Annotated in this window: 13 protein-coding genes and 1 pseudogene; 11 read left to right on the plus strand and 3 right to left on the minus strand. The window is 37.7% G+C overall.

All coding sequences use genetic code 11. The annotated features are described in order from the left end of the window. The first annotated feature begins 134 nt into the window (after positions 1-134). The 9 genes from obgE (at position 135) to JOD28_RS03785 (ending at position 15,052) form a co-directional block, all read left to right on the plus strand. Positions 135-1,454 (plus strand): GTPase ObgE, encoded by a 1,320-nt coding sequence (obgE, locus tag JOD28_RS03745; protein ID WP_204769541.1) that lies wholly within the window; start codon positions 135-137, stop codon positions 1,452-1,454. Positions 1,455-1,721: 267 nt separating this feature from the next. After that, a complete protein-coding gene (gene alsS, locus JOD28_RS03750) occupies positions 1,722-3,407 on the plus strand; it encodes an acetolactate synthase AlsS (RefSeq protein WP_204769542.1) in 1,686 nt (561 codons plus the stop codon). A 425-nt stretch (positions 3,408-3,832) separates the two neighbouring features. Then, complete coding sequence (gene nrdD, locus JOD28_RS03755; protein WP_204769543.1) at positions 3,833-5,983, plus strand: anaerobic ribonucleoside-triphosphate reductase; 2,151 nt, start codon at positions 3,833-3,835, stop codon at positions 5,981-5,983. Further along, positions 5,964-6,551, plus strand: a complete 588-nt coding sequence (gene nrdG, locus JOD28_RS03760) for an anaerobic ribonucleoside-triphosphate reductase activating protein (RefSeq protein WP_204769544.1) — start codon at positions 5,964-5,966, stop codon at positions 6,549-6,551. Before nrdD ends, nrdG begins: the two co-directional genes overlap by 20 nt. 134 nt (positions 6,552-6,685) lie before the next feature. Then, positions 6,686-7,783, plus strand: a complete 1,098-nt coding sequence (locus tag JOD28_RS03765) for an ABC transporter ATP-binding protein (protein WP_204769545.1) — start codon at positions 6,686-6,688, stop codon at positions 7,781-7,783. Between the two features lie 7 nt (positions 7,784-7,790). After that, a complete protein-coding gene (locus tag JOD28_RS03770) occupies positions 7,791-8,606 on the plus strand; it encodes an ABC transporter permease (RefSeq protein WP_013103701.1) in 816 nt (271 codons plus the stop codon). Between the two features lie 74 nt (positions 8,607-8,680). Next, positions 8,681-12,229, plus strand: coding sequence for a bifunctional glycosyltransferase/CDP-glycerol:glycerophosphate glycerophosphotransferase (locus JOD28_RS03775; RefSeq protein ID WP_204769546.1), 3,549 nt, complete (start codon positions 8,681-8,683; stop codon positions 12,227-12,229). Beyond that, positions 12,229-13,974: a glycosyltransferase family protein gene (locus JOD28_RS03780; protein ID WP_204769547.1), complete on the plus strand. Its 1,746-nt coding sequence runs from the start codon at positions 12,229-12,231 to the stop codon at positions 13,972-13,974. Before JOD28_RS03775 ends, JOD28_RS03780 begins: the two co-directional genes overlap by 1 nt. Positions 13,975-14,077: 103 nt before the next feature. Continuing rightward, complete coding sequence (locus tag JOD28_RS03785) at positions 14,078-15,052, plus strand: glycosyltransferase family 2 protein (protein ID WP_204769548.1); 975 nt, start codon at positions 14,078-14,080, stop codon at positions 15,050-15,052. 99 nt (positions 15,053-15,151) lie between these two features. Here the strand turns inward: JOD28_RS03785 and JOD28_RS03790 are convergent, their stop codons facing one another. After that, a complete protein-coding gene (locus JOD28_RS03790; protein ID WP_204769549.1) occupies positions 15,152-16,264 on the minus strand; it encodes a helix-turn-helix domain-containing protein in 1,113 nt (370 codons plus the stop codon). 241 nt (positions 16,265-16,505) lie between these two features. Between JOD28_RS03790 and JOD28_RS03795 the strand changes: the two genes are divergently transcribed. Beyond that, the gene (locus tag JOD28_RS03795) at positions 16,506-16,787 is read left to right on the plus strand and encodes a KxYKxGKxW signal peptide domain-containing protein (RefSeq protein ID WP_204769550.1); all 282 of its coding nucleotides are present in this window, start codon (positions 16,506-16,508) and stop codon (positions 16,785-16,787) included. 213 nt (positions 16,788-17,000) lie between these two features. On the opposite strand, the gene JOD28_RS03800 is transcribed toward JOD28_RS03795, so the two are convergent. Both JOD28_RS03800 and JOD28_RS03805 read right to left on the minus strand, forming a co-directional pair. Continuing rightward, positions 17,001-17,822, minus strand: a complete 822-nt coding sequence (locus tag JOD28_RS03800; protein ID WP_275587482.1) for an IS3 family transposase — start codon at positions 17,820-17,822, stop codon at positions 17,001-17,003. 20 nt (positions 17,823-17,842) lie between these two features. Further along, positions 17,843-18,103, minus strand: a complete 261-nt coding sequence (locus JOD28_RS03805; RefSeq protein ID WP_220730309.1) for a transposase — start codon at positions 18,101-18,103, stop codon at positions 17,843-17,845. 123 nt (positions 18,104-18,226) lie between these two features. Here JOD28_RS03805 and JOD28_RS09860 point away from each other — a divergent pair. Continuing rightward, positions 18,227-20,528, plus strand: a pseudogene (locus JOD28_RS09860) (MucBP domain-containing protein); the annotation flags it as partial.

Genomic DNA, 20,528 nt, shown 5'->3' on the forward strand with positions numbered 1-20,528 from the left:
TGAGCAGACAAGGAGAAAACGCATAACGAGTTGTTTTGCTGTGTGTATAGATTGGATTAGGGTGGTAGTTATCGCACACTCTACGCCGATTTATGACTTATTTGGCAGTATACAAACCGCTATGTACAACGACTATGGCATTCGTAGATCAAGCTGAAATTGAAGTAAAAGCCGGAAAAGGGGGCGATGGTATCGTCTCATTCCGACATGAGAAATTCGAAGCAATGGGCGGCCCATTTGGTGGGGATGGCGGCCATGGTGGCTCAGTTATTTTTAAAGTTGACGAAGGACTCAGGACATTAATGGACTTTCGTTATAACCGTCATTTTAAAGCACAGCCAGGTGGCAACGGTGGGACCAAGGGGATGACTGGTGCCTCGTCGAAAGATCGTTATATTAAAGTACCACAGGGAACGACTGTCACAGATACCGAAACAGGCGAAATTTTAGGTGATTTACTTGAAAATGGCCAAGAGTTAGTTGTAGCCAAGGGTGGTCGTGGTGGTCGTGGTAACATTCGTTTTGCGACACCTGCCAACCCAGCGCCAGAATTATCTGAAAATGGCGAACCCGGCATTATACGTAATTTGAAGTTAGAGTTAAAGGTTTTGGCAGATGTTGGTTTGGTGGGCTTCCCATCAGCAGGAAAATCGACTTTACTGTCAGTTGTCTCTAATGCTAAACCAAAAGTTGCTGCCTATCACTTTACAACTTTGTCACCTAACATTGGTATGGTCCGTTTGGATGACGAACGCGATTTTGTGATGGCTGATTTACCCGGTCTAATTGAAGGCGCTTCGCAAGGTATTGGCTTAGGTTTTCAATTCTTACGTCATGTTGAACGTACTAAACTTGTGTTGCACTTAGTTGATATGTCTGGAATTGAAGGGACAGACCCTTATACGCAATATCGTAAAATTCTTGACGAACTACAACAATATGATGAAACCATTTTGGATCGACCACAAATTGTCGTACCCACAAAAATGGATATGCCTGACTCACCAGAGAATTTAGTTAAATTCCGCGAGTCAGTCGCAGCTGATTCTGGCTTATCAAGTCAACCAACGATTGCCCCTATTTCGGCATTAACACGAGATGGGGTGCAAAACTTAATGCGTTTAACAGCCGATATGCTAGCTGATGCACCAGCACCAGAGAGTTACCGCCCAGTGGTAGAAACTGTTGGAAATACCAAAAATTATGACTTCAAACCTGAAAAGCATGACTTCACAGTCGAGTGGTCTGAAGAAAGTGAGCAGTGGATTGTTGGTGGTGCAGAAGTTGAAAAATTGTTCTTAATGACAAATATTCAACGAGACGCTACAATTATGCGCTTTGGTCGTCAATTACGTCATATGGGCGTTGATGATGCATTACGTCAAGCGGGAGCTAAAGATGGCGATGATGTACGTATCAATGATTCGGATTTCGTTTTTGAATTCAGTGATTAAACTTAACAATAGCAATGATCAAAAAAGTCTAATGGGACACAATACCGTCAGGCTTTTTTTGATGTAATAATAACTAGTTTGTGAATTCTGATAGCTTGATATAGAGATAAACTTCACAATGTTTGACTGGCATTAAAGACGCAAAAAGTGCTATGATATGGTTATTGAATAAAGTATGGAGGAAATGAGCGACGCAACGCGATCTTGTTTTGTAACATGATGTTGTCATTTCAATGAAGACACGAAACGCAGGCTCTTAACATAAATATGTCAGAACAAAAGTATGGTGCAGATATTGTCACGGATAGTTTAGTCAACCACGGTGTTGATTTGGTTTTTGGTATTCCTGGTGCAAAAATTGATCGTTTATTTGAAACGTTAGAACACCCAAATCCAGGTCAAAAGGTACCACAGCTTGTCGTGGCACGTCATGAGCAAAATGCTGCATTCATGGCTCAAGCCTTTGCCCGCATCACTGGTAAAACAGGTGTTGTTATTGCTACGTCAGGCCCTGGTGTAGGTAACCTTGTGACTGGCTTAATGACATCAAGTGCAGAAAGCGATCCTGTTGTCGCAATTGGTGGCCAAGTGCCTCGTAAAGATTTATACCGCTTGACGCATCAGTCAACGAATTCAGTTGCGCTATTTGCACCGATTACAAACTTCAGTTCAGAAATACAAGATCCCAATAATATCTCAGAAATTTTGGCAAATGCGTTTGCAGCGGCTAATGGTGCTAAAAAGGGTGCATCGTTTGTATCATTACCTCAAGATGTTGATGATGCCCCTGTAACAATTGAAGCTTTACCACAAGTACCACAGGCACAACAAGGTGCCGCTGCTTTGTCAGATTTAGATTGGTTAGCTGAACAGATTAAGCATGCCAAGTTACCCGTATTGTTAGTAGGTGCACGCGCCTCTGACGATGACTCTGTTGTTGCTTTGCATAACTTACTTAAACAAGTGTCTTTGCCAGTTGTTGAAACTTTCCAAGGGGCTGGTGTCATTTCACGTGAGTTAGAACCAACCACCTATTTTGGTCGTATTGGGCTTTTCCGTAACCAAACAGGGGATAAGTTGTTGCAACAATCAGATTTGGTCATTACACTTGGCTATGACGCCATTGAGTATGAACCACGTAACTGGAATAAAGAAAATAATTTAAACATTGTTTCTATAGATACTGCACCTGTACAAATTGATAATAATTTTGTGCCAGAACGTCAATTAGTAGGTGATTTAGCACAAAGTCTTGATTTATTGACTGGTCGTATCATTGGCTATCATATACCAGATGAGAGTCAAAAAATCTTGCATGAATTAAAAGCAGACTTACGTGCATCAGATGAACCAACTTACACGCCGGCCGAAGGTAACTTGAATCATCCTTTGCACGTGATTAAGGCTATTCAAGCCCATGTGACTGATGATATGACAGTTTCAACAGATATTGGATCACATTATATTTGGATGGCTCGCCACTTTAAGTCATATGTTGCACGTCACTTTTTGATTTCAAATGGTATGCAAACACTTGGTGTTGGTTTGCCATGGGCATTAACTGCAGCTATGGTTCGTCCAAATGCTAAATCGGTGTCTGTTTCAGGGGATGGTGGGTTCTTCTTCTCAGCAATGGAGTTGGAAACATCGGTTCGATTGCATTTGAATACGGTTCACATTGTTTGGAATGATAATGCGCACTATGATATGGTTAAGTTCCAAGAGGAAATGAAATACAATGGCGCCTCTGCAGGTGTTGATTTTGGCAATATTGATCTTGTCAAATATGCAGAAAGTTTCGGTGCCAAAGGTTTGCGTGTCACGACGCCAGATCAACTTGATGCAGTCTTGGACGAAGCCTTTTCAACGCAAGGACCTGTTGTGGTTGATATTCCAGTTGATTATTCACATAACTATGAATTGGGTTCACAGCTGATTCAAGGTGAAGGGTAATTCATTATCGTTTACTAATATATTGTTTGTCTTATTGAGCATGCGCTTAGCGTATGCTTTTTTATTGTTCGGATATTCTATATTTACTCATATCACAGTAAAAACTGTAAAGAAAATGTCATATTTATGCTTATGCAAAAGTGAGCATGAATAAAAGTGTGATTAAGTGAGCGGTTAAACGTTTACTTACAAAAAATAATGAATAAATACTTGATAGTCTAACCTAAAAAAATAGTTGTTACTGCAGTCTTATTAGACATATTTTTAAAATTAACCATAAATTTTAGTGTCTATTTATGCATAGAACAGGTGTTTGACTCTAGTGTATGAAACGCGCATAATTTGAAATGCAGTCAAACAATTGTTGCCATAGGCCTAGCTTAATTGACACAGTGTTTTACTAAAAAAGTGGGGGTAATGATGATATGAATACAAACAATTTATTAACAACAGTTACGAAACGTTCGGGTGAGGTGGTCCAGTTTCAACCTTATAAAATCGATTTGGTTCTTGATACGCTAGCTGTTACAAAAACTGTTAAGCAAGATATTATGTCAGAAATCACGACAAGAGGAAACGCAACAGACTTAACAACGACAATTATTTTTCAAGTTATTTTGTCTCGACTTAAATCTGATTTGCCACAGGCAGCAAATGTCTATCAAGCAGTTCATGATCAGAATGAAAAAGTATGGTTGCAAGCAATTAATCCGGAAAATAAGCTTAACTCGCTGGTTAATCAGGATGATAAGACGATGCATGAAAACGCCAATAAAGACTCACAGGTATTTAATACTTTTCGTGATTTAACGGCTGGTATGATTGGTAAATCTAAAGGATTAACAATGATGCCTGAAACGGTGGCAAAGGCACACTTGCGTGGTGACTTACATTGGCATGATATGGATTACACGCCACTTGGACCAATGACGAATTGCTGTTTAGTTGATTTTGATTATATGTTTAAATCCGGCTATACCATGGGTAACGCCCAAGTTGAAACGCCTAAATCAATAGGCACTGCTACTGCACAGATGGCTCAAATTATAGCCAATGTGGCCTCTTCTCAGTATGGTGGGACGTCAATTAATCGTGCAGACGAGCTACTAGCACCTTATGCGGAAATGAACTATCAGAAGCATCTTAAAGCTTCTGAAACGTATGTGGTAGCTGATAAGCGTGTTGAATATGCTACGGCATGTACAAAAAAAGATATCTATGATGCCATGCAAGCTCTAGAATATGAAATTAACACGTTAGCTTCAGCACAAGGGCAAACACCGTTTACCACTTTAGGATTTGGATTAGGTACAAATTGGTTTGCGCGTGAGATTCAACGTGCCATTTTTAAGATTCGAATTAAGGGTATTGGGCCAGATCATCGAACTGCTATTTTCCCAAAGTTAGTCTTTTCATTGAAACGTGGTGTGAATATGAATCCTGAGGATCCCAATTATGACATTAAAAAATTAGCCATTGAATGTGCCTCAAAGCGTATGTATCCTGATGTTTTGAATTATGAACAAATAATTGATTTGACGGGTTCTTTCAAAGCGCCAATGGGTTGCCGGTCTTTTCTTCAAGGGTGGCGAGATGCTGATGGCAAAGAGGTGAATGAAGGTCGCATGAACCTCGGTGTTGTGACTTTAAATATACCGCGTATGGCCTTACAATCACATGGCGATATGACACTATTTTGGGAAATCTTTTCAGATCGACTAGCTTTGGCTAAAAAAGCGTTAAAATTTAAACTTGCGCGTACGAAGGAAGCAGTACCAGAAAACGCACCAATTTTATATAAAAATGGCGCCTTTGGGCATCAATTACCAGATGGTGGGCAAGTAGATGACTTATTTAAAAATGGTCGAGCAACATTGTCATTAGGATACATTGGGTTATATGAAGTCGGGACGTACTTTTTTGGATCAAAATGGGAAAATAATCAAACGGCTCATGACTTTACTGTTGAAATCGTACGCCGACTGAATGAAGCTTGCAAGTCATGGGAGGCTGAAGATGGTTATCACTATTCAGTTTATTCAACACCTGCAGAGTCATTGACTGATCGTTTTTGTGAATTAGATAAAGCGCGTTTTGGCGCAATTTCTGACATCACAGATAAAGATTATTATACAAATTCATTTCATTATGATGTGCGTAAGCATCCCAACCCATTTGAAAAACTATTATTTGAGGAAGCGTATCCGAAATATGCGAGCGGTGGCTTTATTCATTATTGTGAATATCCCAACTTGCGCCAAAATCCAGCCGCGTTAGAAGCCGTATGGGATTTTGCCTATGATCATGTGGGTTATTTAGGTACGAACACACCAATCGATAAATGCTTTAAGTGTGGTTTTGAAGGTGATTTCAAACCAACAGCGCGCGGATTTTGCTGCCCTGAATGTGGCAATCACGATCCACAAACTTGTGATGTCGTTAAAAGAACTTGTGGTTATTTAGGAAATCCTCAAGCACGACCAATGATTCATGGCCGTCACGCTGAGATTACATCCCGCGTTAAAAATATGTCACAAACGGAGGTTAATACAACACATGTCAAAAAAACTAGCTAATGGCATAACAGTTCCTGAGCATAAAGAATGGCGATCAGAAGCCTTGTCGCAGAATTATGTGGCTGATTATAAGCCATTTATTATGGTTGATGGTCCTGGTGTGCGCTGTTCGATTTATCTTTCAGGTTGTAAATTTTTATGCCCCGGTTGTTATAATGTCGTGGCTCAAAATTTTCATTATGGTTCTGAATACACGCAAGAATTAGAAGATCAAATTATTGCTGATTTGAGCCAGTCTTATGTACAAGGATTGACATTATTAGGTGGCGAACCATTTTTAAATACAGCAGTGGCATTGAAATTAACAAGACGCATTCGCGCCGAATTTGGTCATACAAAAGATATTTGGTCATGGACAGGCTATACCTGGGGAGAATTAATCCATGAAACGGAGGATAAACAAGCATTATTAAAAGAAATTGATGTTTTAGTTGACGGTCGCTTTATACAAGCATTGATGGATTTGAAGTTAAGATTTAGAGGGTCGTCCAATCAACGAATCATTAACGTCCCTGAATCATTAGCGACAGATCGGATTGTTTTGTGGTCAGATGAATATGGTGGTTGATAGGTGAACGGCACTGATTTATTGATGTGCCGTTTTCTTTATGATTTTAGCGTGGTTCGACTAATGGCCTATAAATAGGTTATAATATAGTATTGTGACTTTTTCACACATTGATATTTTGTCGGAGGAAAGACATGGCTGAAGATAACAAAAAAACTGTTTATACCCCTGATGATCCACGTGGGTTAAACGAACCATTTTTGCCGGTAGCAATTGCCAAGCAGATTGATTTACCGGGTAATAAAAATGTGTCTGATGCACCTATTAAAGTTACTGGACGTTATATTACAAAAGAATATGACATGGGTACATCACGTAATGAAAAAATTCAAGCAATTTTAAATCCATTAAAATCTAATAAAGAAAAATTTTGGGGATTAAAGGGTATCTCGTTTGATGTATTTGAAGGGGATGTCGTTGGTGTTATTGGCGTGAATGGCTCCGGTAAATCAACATTATTAAATATTTTAAGTGGCGCTTTAGTTGAAACCTCTGGTCGTTTAGTGATAAAAGGTCAAACATCGCTCTTGTCTGTTTGGGATGGGTTGCGTGATAATCTAACAGGGTTGGAAAATATTCGGTTAAAATCACTTATGATGGGCCTGTCTAACAAAGAAATTGATGATCAAATTAATGACATAGCGGAATTTTCTGAATTAGGAAAGTTTATTAAACAACCAGTTAAGAATTATTCTTCTGGTATGCGTTCAAAATTAGGTTTTTCAATTGCTGTGCATCAAGACCCAGATATTATGATTATTGACGAAGCATTATCTGTGGGTGACCAGACATTTACCCGTAAAGCACTAAACAAAATGAAAGAATTTAAAGCGGCGGGTAAAACGATTTTTTTTGTTTCTCATGCTTTGGGTCAGATTGAAGAATTTACTGACAAAACAATGTGGATTCAATATGGCGAATTACGGGCTTATGGAGACACGGCTACCATATTACAAGAATATAAAGACTGGACCAAATGGTATAACCAACTGGATGATGATGTTAAGAAGTCTTATGTGTCTGCGCGTAAACAAGCACAAAATGATTTTAATCGAACGCAATTAGCCGAGCGTATTGCAGAGGATGGTCATCTGGACAACAATGAGAAGAAAAAAATTGTACGTGATAATGAAATAGGTGGACGGCTAAGTTTATTGAACTGGCTACTTGCGCTTGCAGGTACGGGTATTTTCGCGTATGCAGTGTATATGTATACGTATTTGGGGCGGTAATTAAAAAATGAAAGAAATTTGGATTGTGCTACGGGAGCAAATAAAATACTTCCCCGTCATTCTACGTTTGGCTCGTTATGAGACACGTGCCAAATATAAGGATCATTCACTTGGTATTTTATGGGATTTTATTAACCCTGTGATGCAGATCGCAACATACTGGTTAGTATTTGGTATTGGTTTGCGTCAAGGTGGGACGACTGATGGCGTTTCTTATGTGGGTTGGTTAGTTATTGGACAAGCAACTTGGTTATTCCTGAATACATCGTTTATGGATGCTACTTGGAGTATTAGAGCAAATGTGCGCCAAGTGTCGAAAATGAACTTTCCTATCAGTATCATGCCAACAGTTAGAACATGGATTAATGTGATTCCCTTTGTTTTGACGCTTGCTGTTGGTGTTTTGATTGCTGTAGGATCTGGTGTTCAGCTGACAGCACATGCGTTTCAGTTTGTTTATTATTTCATCGCTATGTTAGCTTTTTTACATGCATTGGGTATTTTTAACGCTACAATAACTGTGATGTTCCCTGACTATCAACAGTTGATTCAAACAATTATGCGTTTTGTTTTCTGGTTCTCTGGGGCAGTTATTGATATTGCCAGTAAGTTGGGACCAACTCATGGTCGCATTGGTCGCTTAATTGAGTTAAATCCGTTTTATTATCTCATTGCGGGCGTTCGTGATTCATTCTTGAGTACAGGGTGGATCTGGGATCATCCATCTCAAAATATTGCTTTTTGGATGTTTATATTAGTCACATTACTAATTGGATCACATCTACACTTAAAGTTCCGCGCACATTTTGCGGACCTTGTTTAAATAAGGTAAAAGAGGGCGTGGGCGAAATGTTCACCCCTTATTTACATACATAATTAAAATAGGAGTTCTTACTTATGACCGAACCAATTGTTCATGTACCAAAAAATCTTGATAAACCAGTAACAGTAATTAATAAAAGTAATCGTGCAGTTACAAAATTAAGTGTCGTTGTACCAATGTATAATGTGGCATTATTTTTGGAAGAGGCCTTAGATTCTTTATTACGTCAGGGGATTAGTGACAAGTTACAGGTTATTTTGATCGATGACGGTTCAAAGGACGAAACGGCAACTATTGCTCAAACATACGTCGATCAATATCCGAATATTTTTGAACTTTATTTGTTTGAGAATGGTGGTTTGGGTGCAGCGAGAAATCGTGGCACCAATTTAGCTGTTGGTGAGTATGTGACATATGTTGATCCTGATGATATTGTGACGGATTTTGCTTATAGAAAGATGCTTAATGTTATTACACGAACTGGTTCTGATCTTATTGGTGGTGCAGTTCGACGTTTTAACAGTTCCGGTAAGCAATGGACTTCATACGTACATAACAAGGCTTATCATGACACATATGAAAAAACAATACTTGCAGAGCATCCTGAAATGGTTTGGGATTCTACGGCTTGGAATAAGTTATATCGTAAAGATTTTGTTTTGAAATTTAGTTTATATTTTCCAGAAAAAATGTTATACGAAGATATGCCTACAGTCGTGCCAATGTATAGTTTGGCACAAACAATTGATATTTTAGATGATGTGGTTTATTTATGGCGGGCACGTGATGCTGGAGCACCTTCAATTACACAAGCAACTGGTCAGATTACAAACTTTACGGATCGCGTCAAGGGCATGAAAATGATTTTGAGTAGTTTGAAATCATACCAAGCACCACAAGTTGCGCAAAATGAACAGTTACATAAAATGTTAGATTTTGATTTAACATTACCATTTACTTATGATAACTTTCTAACTTTAGATCAATCTTATAAAGATGCTATCTATGAAAACGTCAAGTCTTTCCTAGACATTTTAACGCCTCAGCAATTTAATCAGGCACGCTTTTGGTATCGTGCATTATATACAGTTTGGTTGCAACAACCAAAAGATATTGTACAGCGCGCTATTGAAACGTATGCAAAAAAAGAATTTCATATAACGTTTAATCAGAAAACAAAAAAACTACACAGTACTTATCAGGATGAATTTCATTTCGAATTACCAACATTCTTATCCGATTTTGAAAGCCGAACACGACTTTATTCTGTAGTTAGAGAGGGGGATAAGCTGGTATTAGAGGGGCATCTGTACCATGGTTACCTAGATGTTCATGCGGAATCAGATTTTGAAAACGCAACATTGTCATTTGTAAACAAGGATGATCAAAACATTGCGCCTTTTACTGGATCCATTATCTTTACAGAAGATCCAGATATTACTGCTTATAGCGGCTTTGATAACACACAAACAAAAGTTGAGGAGCCGGCACATGAGTATCGATACAGTCATTATCGCATTGAAATACCTTTTACGGATCTACAACGTTTAAAGGAATCCGTATATGTGAAAGTGACTCAGTTTATTCATGGTCTTGAGCTCAACACGATAATCACTGAACCAGTACCAGGAGACGTGCCACGTCCTGAGGGGTACATCTTTGATGGTGATTTTATTTTACCTAACTATTCTTCAGATTGGCGTTTTAAATTAGACCGTTTTGCTGATGCACCGGTTGTGGTTAATAGTGTATATCATAAAAATAATTATGTGTGGACCATTGATAATACAAAAAAACAGGTTGCATTGTGGGACGCTGGTTCACAAGAAAAAATCATATTGAGAGAAGCCGATGGTCAGTATACTTTATCAGAAAATAGTAAAAAACGCCTAGGTCAAGCTACGGAAGATGCCAAACGTTGGTGGCAAATGGTTACTAGTGATGATTTATTAGATGAAAGTACCTATGAATTTGTTCGTATGGTACAACCAGTAATAGCTGAGCCACATAGTTTGGGTGCAAACATGAGTATTTTTCATGTGTCAAATCATGTGGCGACATTGGCAATTTCTTGGGAATATCCAATTATTAAGTCATTAACAGTGGCTAATGAAAAAGCAACAATTAGATTTTGGCTAGGAGGATGGACGCGAACTGCTATAGGTGCAAAGTTAACTTTTGGCACTGATGAATTGGCAAACAGTTATACTGCAAAAAAAATTACTCATGGATTCGGCGAACGACAGTTATGGGAAGTTCAGATGCCGCTATCATTTGGTCAATATGATAATCAACAGTGGTTACATCCAGAAGTCACGATGCACTTCTTACATCGCAAGCCATTTACAATGCCTCTACGTTGGGGTAAATCAATACATGAATTATTAAGAGAGACAATAGCAGTTAATGAACTAGAGTGGCGATTTGCAGCAGATGATGGTGAAGAGCACAGGCAATTAGTGGTGCGTCAAAATACTAATCGCGAAGAGTTTAAAAAAATGAGTGATAAAGTTGATTTTTGGCGAAATGAATATCAAGAATATCTTAGGCAACCGCTGCTTAATAAGACAATTGTTTATTCCTCTTTGTGGGGCGACAAATTCAATGATAATCCACGGGCCATCTATGATTATTTGCAAAAGCATTATTCGAATTTTGAGCACATTGTTGTAATGAAAAATGTACTTGAAAAAATGACATTGCCAAATGTAAAGTTTATATCTTTTGGTACAAAAGAATATTGGTATTATTTAGCTCGAACCAAATATTTTGTGAATAATGTCAATTTTGAACAAACAGAACGTGTGAAGCGAGATGACCAAATTGAATTGCAAACAATGCATGGAACTCCACTAAAAAATATGGGTTTTAATGTATTAAACGAATGGTCTTCAGCTGGATATGAGCGCTATTTAAGAAAAAATCGTAACTGGGATTACTTGACTGTACCATCCGATTTCGTTGCTGACGTTGCTCAAAACGCTTTTCGTCACCAGGCAAAAGTATTGACTTCTGGCTACCCACGTAATGATGCATTATTTATGAAAGCTAATGGGTCTAATTTAGCGGATTTAAAGTCAAAAATGGATTTACCATCTGATAAAAAAATAGCTTTGTATGCACCAACTTGGCGTAAACGAGGGGACGTTGATTTAGAATTAAATTACGAACAATTAAGCCAGTCTTTACCAGATGATATGCTGTTAGTAATTCATGGTCATTACTGGACTAATGTGATTAATGTGCCAAATCTTAAAAATATTCGAATAGCTAACTCTGAATTTTCAATTGATGATTATTATCTCGTGTCTGATTTAATGATTACGGACTATTCTTCAACTATGTTTGATTATGCGTTGTTAAAGAAGCCAATGATTTTTTATGTGTATGATTATGACACTTATACTCAATCAAGAGGGTTAACCTTTGACTTTGAAGCCGATGCACCGGGGCCACTTGTTTATAATCAAGAAGAACTTGCAGCGGCACTAAAGCAGTACGCTCAAATACCAAATTATTACGCATCTAAAATTAAGACATTCGATAAAAAATTCATACAATATGATGATGGACATGCTAGTCAACGTGTTGTTGAAACTGTGTTTGCTGAGGATTTGGGATAATGAAGTGTGAAAAAAATTTGAATAATAAAAAAGTAAGTGTGAAATCGCTATGGCCATATTTAGTGATTATCTCTATTGCATTTGTGTATGCCTTACCACAACTACAGATTCGAGGGATTTATGTTGGTGCTGACAATGCTTTTCATTTTAATAGGGCGTTTGAGGCAATGTCACGTATTAAGCACCTTAATTTTAACAATTCGCAGATGTCGTTGTATGGCTTTAATTCTTCGGGAAGAGTTGTCAATGCTTTGTATGGACCAGGGTTAGGATATTTTTTTGGTTTGATTTTATTACTAACAAAATCTTGGCTGAAGTTTCAACTTGTGACTAATTTTATATTAACAGTTGGAACGATGGGATTAAGTTACTGGCTGTTTAATAAGTATTCAAAGCAATCTTTCCTTAGCTTGGTATTTTCAGTTATTTTGTCCTTGACAAGTTATTGGTCCATTGGCTATTGGTATCAAAGCTCGGGTGGTATGACTTGGGGAATAATGTTGTTACCTTTGGTGATTGATTCTGGAATGCGTATGCATCATAATCAACAGCGACCTGTTAATGTTATACGGCTAGGAATTATAATGGCATTAATTTTAGAAGTACATATGCTATCATTTTTATTTAGTGTAATCATATTAATTGCGTTTTTCATTACAGGTATAGTTATTAATAAGAATCGTTGGTTGTTAATTAAGCAAATTGTTTTAGCTGGATTAATAAGCATTGGATTATCATTGGGTTACTGGGCTGATTATTTTAGTATTACCAAAACTCAATCGATTCTAAGCCCTTTCGTAGATTTACATCCTGCTAACCTTGTTGTTCACTTTTCTCAGGGACTATCATTCTGGCTATTTTCTTTAGCAATTGTTTTAATATTGGCACTAAGAGGACGATTAGCTATTTTTGAATGGGTTTTGTTTATTTGTGGAGTTACTTTTTTGGTGATAGCATCTGGACCTAGTGCTCTGTTGAACCATTGGAATGACATCGCGTTCTTTCGAATAATACAATTTCCGATGCGCTTCGTTTTACCTGGTTGTTATTTGCTAAGTTTATTGGTGGCTATTCTTTTATCCAAGGTAATTAGACAATTATCGTTGAATCGATATTATGTTATTGCCTTTGGGGTAGGTCTATTGTTAATAGCTAGTACAACGATTAAACAACAGTTTATAAGTAATGTGTCAGTTAATCAACGTTTTTGGCAAAACTCTGATTTTGTAGCATCTAGATTTTATGGACCGAGAAGAGATTCATCGACAAAGTTAACTATACAAAAGGATTTACAGGGGAGAAATTCAGATTTTGAAAAGACGATTCGTGCAATTAATTTTTGGTCACCAGACTATCTTCCTGGAAAAGGTTTAGTATATTATAATGATCGCAATGAAAAAAACGTCCAAAAAGAATTAATTGCGCCAACAAATTTTAATAAATATGTTTCAAAAAAAGGCAATTTAGTTATTACATGGCATCAAAATAAAGCATACAATACAAAAGTACCAATAGTAATATATAGGCAGTCAAAAGTGGTGTTTAATGGGAACCGTATTAACCCCAAAACCGATACAAATGGTGTTTTGCACGTCCAAGGTCGTCAAGGTGAAAATACGGTTGTGTTAGGAATAAAGATGCCGGTTATTGCACAGATAGTAAGTTTTGCACCTGTTGTAACTGTGTTGATATTGTTTAGTGTTAAGGTAGCAACTAATCTAAAGAAGAAGCAAAATAAAATGTAACTATGATGAATAACGTATCATATAAGGATGTGTCTGTTTTGTCTCACTGTACAGTAAGTTTATCGTATAATTAGAATGGAAATTACTATTAAGGAAATGTCAAATGACTGAAAAAACTGTAACAGCAGCAATTGTAACTTATAATAGATTACCGCTTTTAAAGGAGTCATTAGCTGCCGTTTTGGCACAAAATAATTATTTATCACATGTTATCGTTGTAGATAATTTATCTACAGATGGTACGAAAGAATACTTGGATGGTTTAGATGATGCGCGTATTGTCGTTCATCATGCGGATGAAAATTTAGGTGGTGCAGGTGGATTTAATCAAGCGGTACGCTTGTTTGGGGAACAATTAAACGATGATTTTATTTGGCTCATGGATGACGATACAATTCCTGAACCAGATACGTTGTCGCATTTGGTAGAATTTACATTGGAACACCCAGAAGTCGGATTTGTGAATTCACAGGTTCGTTGGGGTCGTGTCAATGGTAATCCATCATGGATGAATGTTACAGCACCACGTCCATTTACATGGCAACGCTATCTCATGAATTCTAAAGAACCGGCAGTAGAAGTTGTTAACGCGACTTTCGTGTCTGTTATGTTTTCACGTGAGATGGTGGCAATGGTTGGGTTACCGCAAAAAGAATACTTCATTTGGGGCGATGACATGGAGTATACGAACCGAATTGCTGACATTAAACGTGGTTATATGGTGATGAACTCTATAGCTGTGCACAAATCTAAAGAAAATACCAAACCAGGTGATATTGTTGCCGAAACAGATGACAGTCGATTATGGCGTTATAACTATGAATACCGCAATCGTGTACTGACAGCACGTCGTATTTCAAAAAAAGAAATGTTTAAAGTCATATCAGTTGCTATTCTGCGTGACTGGCGAAAAACATTATTGAGAAAAAATGTGACTTCTCGAGGTAAGAAACTAAACATCATCATGCGTGGCTTGTGGCGTGGCTTATTTTTCAATCCAGCAATTGAGTATGTACTAGGATTAAAAATAGCAAAGACACAAAGTTTACGTGATTCCGAAATGGATTTATTGGATTAAATTTGTATATTAAAAATAAAAGCTTGACTCTCAATTTAAAGGAGTCAAGCTTTTTTGTAATTTTATTTAAATTAAGGACGCCTTCATTTTAATGAATAGTTATAAATGAAGGTGACGGTCAAAAAAATGTTGTCGAAAATAATTTGGTGTGACGTGTGTTACTTCTTTAAAAGTTTTCACAAAATAACTCGTTGTTGAAAAAGATAACAGGTTAGCAATTTCGACTAAGGTAAAATTTGAAGCAATTAGTAACTCTTTTGCAGTATCTATTTTTGTTTGTCTAATGAATTGCGTAATCGTTAAATGATATTCTTTTTTAAAGGCGGGATTCAGGTTCTTTTTAGATGCGTTTAATGATTCAGCAATATCATCTAGTGTGATATTTCCAGTAATGTGTTCCTTAATATATTGATGAATTCTCTGTTCAAGTGGTAAAAAATTAATGACACGATAATTTTGAATAACCTTGAAGTAATGCCAAGTAATTTCTCTCAGGACTTGGAAAAAATCTAAGAATTGGGGTGTCAATTCTATTTCTTGTACTAACTCATTGTGTAATTGAAACGCTAAATCTACAGGATAGCCCCATTGAACAATTGCACGATTTAATACTGCGATATAAGAGATGAGTGTGTCTTTTTCACCTCTAATAAAGTTGTTGTTGGCAAACCGTTCACCAATCAGTTTAAGATGTGATAAACGTTCTAGCGCAGAGGCAAGTTGATCATTGCGTGAATAAATAATGGCTTTGATAATGTCAGTTTCAGTGTTAAAGAAAATGTTGGCATCAAAAGGTTGAGCTGTTTCACTTTTAACAATTTTCTGGTTTGAAAATTGCGTGATGATAACATCTGTATCTGGTGCTTCTTGATTATTATATAAGGTATAAATAATTTGTGAAATGGATTTTAAATTTGATAGTGAATGGAGCGCCATTAATTCATTACTAGCTGAAGTGGCATCACTATAATCAAAGGAAAAGCAAATAATTAAATTGCTTGTAATTTTGCAAGTTAGAACATGCGCTGAATGACTGTTAAATGATTGATATTGATGGTTTGGTAATATTTTGATATTTGCCATCAAAAAGTTGATCATACGATTGTTTGGATCAGCAGGTTCATTATCTAAATAGCTAGCTTCATGAGTGTCAATATTGAGTAAAATAGCATCAGCATTTAAAATATCCGCCAATTTTTGAATATTGTTCATGAATCTCCCCTGTAACTTTCATCTTGTCAACTTAAAAAATAATCCTGTCTGATTAATAAAACAGGATTTTAAAAAAGGTATATTTTTTCAATTATATAAAAAAAATCATGTGATAAATATATACTTTATAATGAAGTTCCTTTATTTAACATGAACTCGCTTTTTTTATCATGAAAAGAGCTCGTTTTTCAGGCATACTCATAAGGAATAGCTGATTTCTTTATTTAATTGAGGAGAAAAGATGAAAAAGAGAGTTCAAAACGAATATAGAGAAACCGAGCCAGTCACTCGGTTTAAAATGTATAAAGATGGTAAAAATTGGGTTACCTCCGGTGTATCCAATTTTTTAATGTGGATAACACCATCACGAATCGTGAATGGTTCATCTCATTCTGAGAAGAAGAGTCATACTGATGGCACAGCGGGCGCTGATGTCAAGATTATGGACAGGTTTTTTCGGCACCGAGAGGTGCCGGACTCCGAAAATTTTTCAAAACCCGGATTTCAGCTTAAAACGGCGTGATTTCTGGGTGTTTTTGTAGGTGGAACAGGTCCAAGACCTGCCGGTGAGAGAAAACGGGTGGTATAGATTGTGAACCAGCCGGATTTCACAAGTTGTATCGTGCAACAAATAGGCCTTCACAAGGCGAATTTTTGAAATTCACAAGTGACGGCTTATAAACGGCGTCGTACCGGCTAGTGCCGATAACCGAGATTAAGTAAACCATGAAATGGTCTAGGCAGATTTAAGGCAATTGGTGCGTGAATTAATACGTTCGTTGTTATACCAGTTCACATACCATTTGACAGATGCCCTGAGATCATCAATGGTTCTGTATTCTTCGTGATAAATCAACTCACGCTTGATGAGTGAATGAAAACTCTCGATACGCGCGTTGTCGTAAGGATGTCCCTTGCGCGAGTAAGAATGATCTATCCCAGCGTTTTGCAACGTTCCTTCGAACAGACTTGAAGTGTACTGGCTTCCCATGTCGCTGTGAATCATCTTTGGTTTACCGTTGGCTCTTAGAGCCTTCACGACAACAGATGTTGCGAATTCTTTGGTCATCTCTGAACTCAGTCCATATGAGACAACACTTCGTTTTTCTGGGTCATAGACCGTCGCCAGGTAAACCCAGTCTCTATTCATCAGCTGGATGTACGTGATGTCAGTCGTTAGAACGCCACTCAAATCATCCAAATTCTTCATGAGATTGGGCTTTTGTGGTGTGTCAGTGGTCGTCGTCGGCTTCTTATATGACTTCCTGACCATGCGAGATTTAAGGTTCATCTCATTCATGAGCTCCCAAACCAAACGATCACCAACTTCAGTGTTCAAAATGAACCGTAAAAATGCGGCGATGCGTCGGTAGCCATAGATCCCACGATTGGTGTTGTAGACGGCTTTGATTGCCGTTTTTAGAGCGTTACGACGCATCTCTTGTTGGCTGGGATGCCAATTTTTCCATTGATAATAAGTGCTTCGAGCTATATTCAAAGCTGATAAAACGCTTGTTATGCGGTGTCCCATTGCGAGCGAACGGTCAATGATTTCCAGTCCTAACTCGCGATTTTGCGTTAGTTGTACTTCGAAAGCAACACCGCGGCTCGTTTTAAAATCTCAAGTTCTTCGCGAAGTTTGTCGTTTTCCTTTTGTAATGCGTTTACATCAGCTTGCGTCCATTTTTCGCCGTCCACTTCGTGGACTGCGTACAACTTGACCCAGTTACGGATTGAGTCGACCGAAGGTCCGTATTCAGCGGATAGATCAGTATATGAACAGCCTTGCTTGTGCATCTCAACAAGAGACTGCTTAAATTCTTTTTTGTATCGAATCATATTAAAAAATGCTCCTATGCTATTAGTTTACAGGGCAGAAGAAAATTTGTCCGTAAATCTAGCATAAGAGCAGCGCTTAAAATATTAGCTTCTGTTAGTGCGCTTATAGGTGGATCGGCTGTTGTGTCACAAGATGTTTTTGCTGACACTAATAATACAGCCACTGAAAAAAATCTTGATAGTACTGGGACCGTTGCTGATAAAGATCAGGTGACGTTACCAGATCAAACAAAATCTAAGCCGGATGACAATGTAGACACAAACAGTATTAGTGATAGCGCCTCTCATTCAATGAGTAATAGCTTATCATTATCAACGTCTGAATCAACTAGTACGAGTGCATCTGTTTCGATATCGGAATCGATTAGTAGTAGCGAGTCTACTTTATCTTCGGAATCAATTAGTACAAGTGCAAGGATCGCTACATCTGAAACAAACAAGGTTACCACAAATACAAAAGATAGAATAACCGACACTTCTGATCGCATCAGCAGTAATAAAGTTGGTTCAATAGCCACTAATGTTGAAAGTAATACAGAAGTTAGTTCAGCATCTGAATCATTAAGTACAAGTGAGAACATTTCAACATCTGAATCGCTAAGTACAAGTAACAATATTCTAACATCAGAATCATTAAGCACAAGTGATAGCATTTCAACATCTGAATCAACAAGTAATAGTGAAAAGAATGTTACTTCGGAAACAGCTAACAAAAATGTTAGAGTTTTAGCTACAACTTTTTCGGCTCGATCAACCAATGATGCTGCAGTTTTTCCCGTTACAGATCCAGTTTATCCGGCTGGTATGCGCCGCAATACTGATAACGCAAATAGATATGATTTTGAGTGGGTTACGGTTTATAATAGTCGCGGCACCAAAGTTGGTGATATTTCTATATCAATTGACCGTGGGGGTTCAGGAAAACTATATATACAAGAGATAGATAGCCGTGGAACGATTTATTCACCGACAATTAATCAAGGGACTGCAAGCATAACGTCTTCAGGATTTTCGGGCATAACGTATTATTACGATGGGATAAATGGGAACTATTCTCTAGTCATCAAGAGTAGTAGCTATACTCTTGGAAATAATTATGTCGGCTTTGTACCAGGAATTGTTACTGGCTATGGGACAGTAACTAATTTTGTACCCAAAAACGTTACTCAGACAACAACTTATGTAGATGAGAATGGGCAACCTATCCCTAATGTGGACAAGGTTACCCAAACAGGATGGACAGGTCAGACTTATACAACTTCTGCAGGCCAAGTCATTATTGGTTATTATGCTGATGATGTTAATGACAACGGTTCTGGCACAATGTCACAGTTTGGGGAAATTGGCGCTAAATATGAAAAGAATTATCACGATGGCACCAGCGTTATTTATACACAGTTAGATTCTAGTGGTACTATGCAGGCTGATGTTTATAGAAATGGCAGTAAAGTAGCAACGTATAGTATTCCGGTTGGTCAATTGGTTCAGTATGTTAATGGGTCGACAACATATAATATTACTAATCCTTATATTCCGCAAACTATTAATATACAGTATCAATATAAGCCATTAGCTAACCTAATTATTAAGGATGAGGATGGAACCATTCTTAATGAGACACAGTATACTAATGATATTAATGATGCCACAAAAGCTCATTATCCAACAAATACGTTTACTGACAGGCCAGGTTACATTATTTCAGCTCAGGATCGTAATGGAAACGCTGTTGATATTAATAGTATAAAAAATGGTGATGTACCTAATGATTTAGCTGTTGATACAATAGTAACGTATCAAAAAGATCCGGCTTCTATGAGTACAAGTACTTCTGTTTCTAGTTCAGAATCAATTAGTACGAGTGCCTCAATCTCAGGATCAGAATCAATCAGTACGAGTGAATCGATTACTTCAGAATCAATTAGTACAAGTGAGTCAGTTTCAGGTTCAGAATCAATTAGTACGAGTGAATCCGTATCAGGCTCAGAATCAGTAAGTACGAGTGCGTCAATCTCAGGCTCAGAATCAATTAGTACGAGTGAATCAATCTCAGGCTCAGAATCAATTAGTACAAGCGAATCCGTCTCAGGTTCAGAATCAATCAGTACGAGTGAATCAATCTCAGGCTCAGAATCAATTAGTACAAGCGAATCCGTCTCAGGTTCAGAATCAATCAGTACGAGTGCGTCAATCTCAGGCTCAGAATCAATTAGTACAAGTGCGTCAGTTTCAGGCTCCGAGTCAGTAAGTACAAGTGAATCCGTCTCAGGTTCAGAGTCAGTAAGTACGAGTGAATCAATCTCAGGATCAGAATCAATTAGTACAAGTGAGTCAATCTCAGGATCAGAATCAATTAGTACAAGTGAATCCGTATCAGGCTCAGAATCAATTAGTACGAGTGAATCCGTATCAGGCTCAGAATCAA

Origin of the sequence: Leuconostoc rapi, from assembly GCF_016908715.1 — a bacterium.
GTDB classification, from domain to species: Bacteria; Bacillota; Bacilli; order Lactobacillales; family Lactobacillaceae; genus Leuconostoc; species Leuconostoc rapi.

Excerpts from the sequence above, each read along its gene's own strand:
- obgE (WP_204769541.1), top strand. The coding sequence starts at position 135 with ATGGCATTCGTAGATCAAGCTGAAATTGAAGTAAAAGCCGGAAAAGGG.
- alsS (WP_204769542.1), top strand. The coding sequence starts at position 1,722 with ATGTCAGAACAAAAGTATGGTGCAGATATTGTCACGGATAGTTTAGTC.
- nrdD (WP_204769543.1), top strand. The coding sequence starts at position 3,833 with ATGAATACAAACAATTTATTAACAACAGTTACGAAACGTTCGGGTGAG.
- nrdG (WP_204769544.1), top strand. The coding sequence starts at position 5,964 with ATGTCAAAAAAACTAGCTAATGGCATAACAGTTCCTGAGCATAAAGAA.
- JOD28_RS03765 (WP_204769545.1), top strand. The coding sequence starts at position 6,686 with ATGGCTGAAGATAACAAAAAAACTGTTTATACCCCTGATGATCCACGT.
- JOD28_RS03770 (WP_013103701.1), top strand. The coding sequence starts at position 7,791 with ATGAAAGAAATTTGGATTGTGCTACGGGAGCAAATAAAATACTTCCCC.
- JOD28_RS03775 (WP_204769546.1), top strand. The coding sequence starts at position 8,681 with ATGACCGAACCAATTGTTCATGTACCAAAAAATCTTGATAAACCAGTA.
- JOD28_RS03780 (WP_204769547.1), top strand. The coding sequence starts at position 12,229 with ATGAAGTGTGAAAAAAATTTGAATAATAAAAAAGTAAGTGTGAAATCG.
- JOD28_RS03785 (WP_204769548.1), top strand. The coding sequence starts at position 14,078 with ATGACTGAAAAAACTGTAACAGCAGCAATTGTAACTTATAATAGATTA.
- JOD28_RS03790 (WP_204769549.1), bottom strand. The coding sequence starts at position 16,264 with ATGAACAATATTCAAAAATTGGCGGATATTTTAAATGCTGATGCTATT.
- JOD28_RS03795 (WP_204769550.1), top strand. The coding sequence starts at position 16,506 with ATGAAAAAGAGAGTTCAAAACGAATATAGAGAAACCGAGCCAGTCACT.
- JOD28_RS03805 (WP_220730309.1), bottom strand. The coding sequence starts at position 18,103 with ATGATTCGATACAAAAAAGAATTTAAGCAGTCTCTTGTTGAGATGCAC.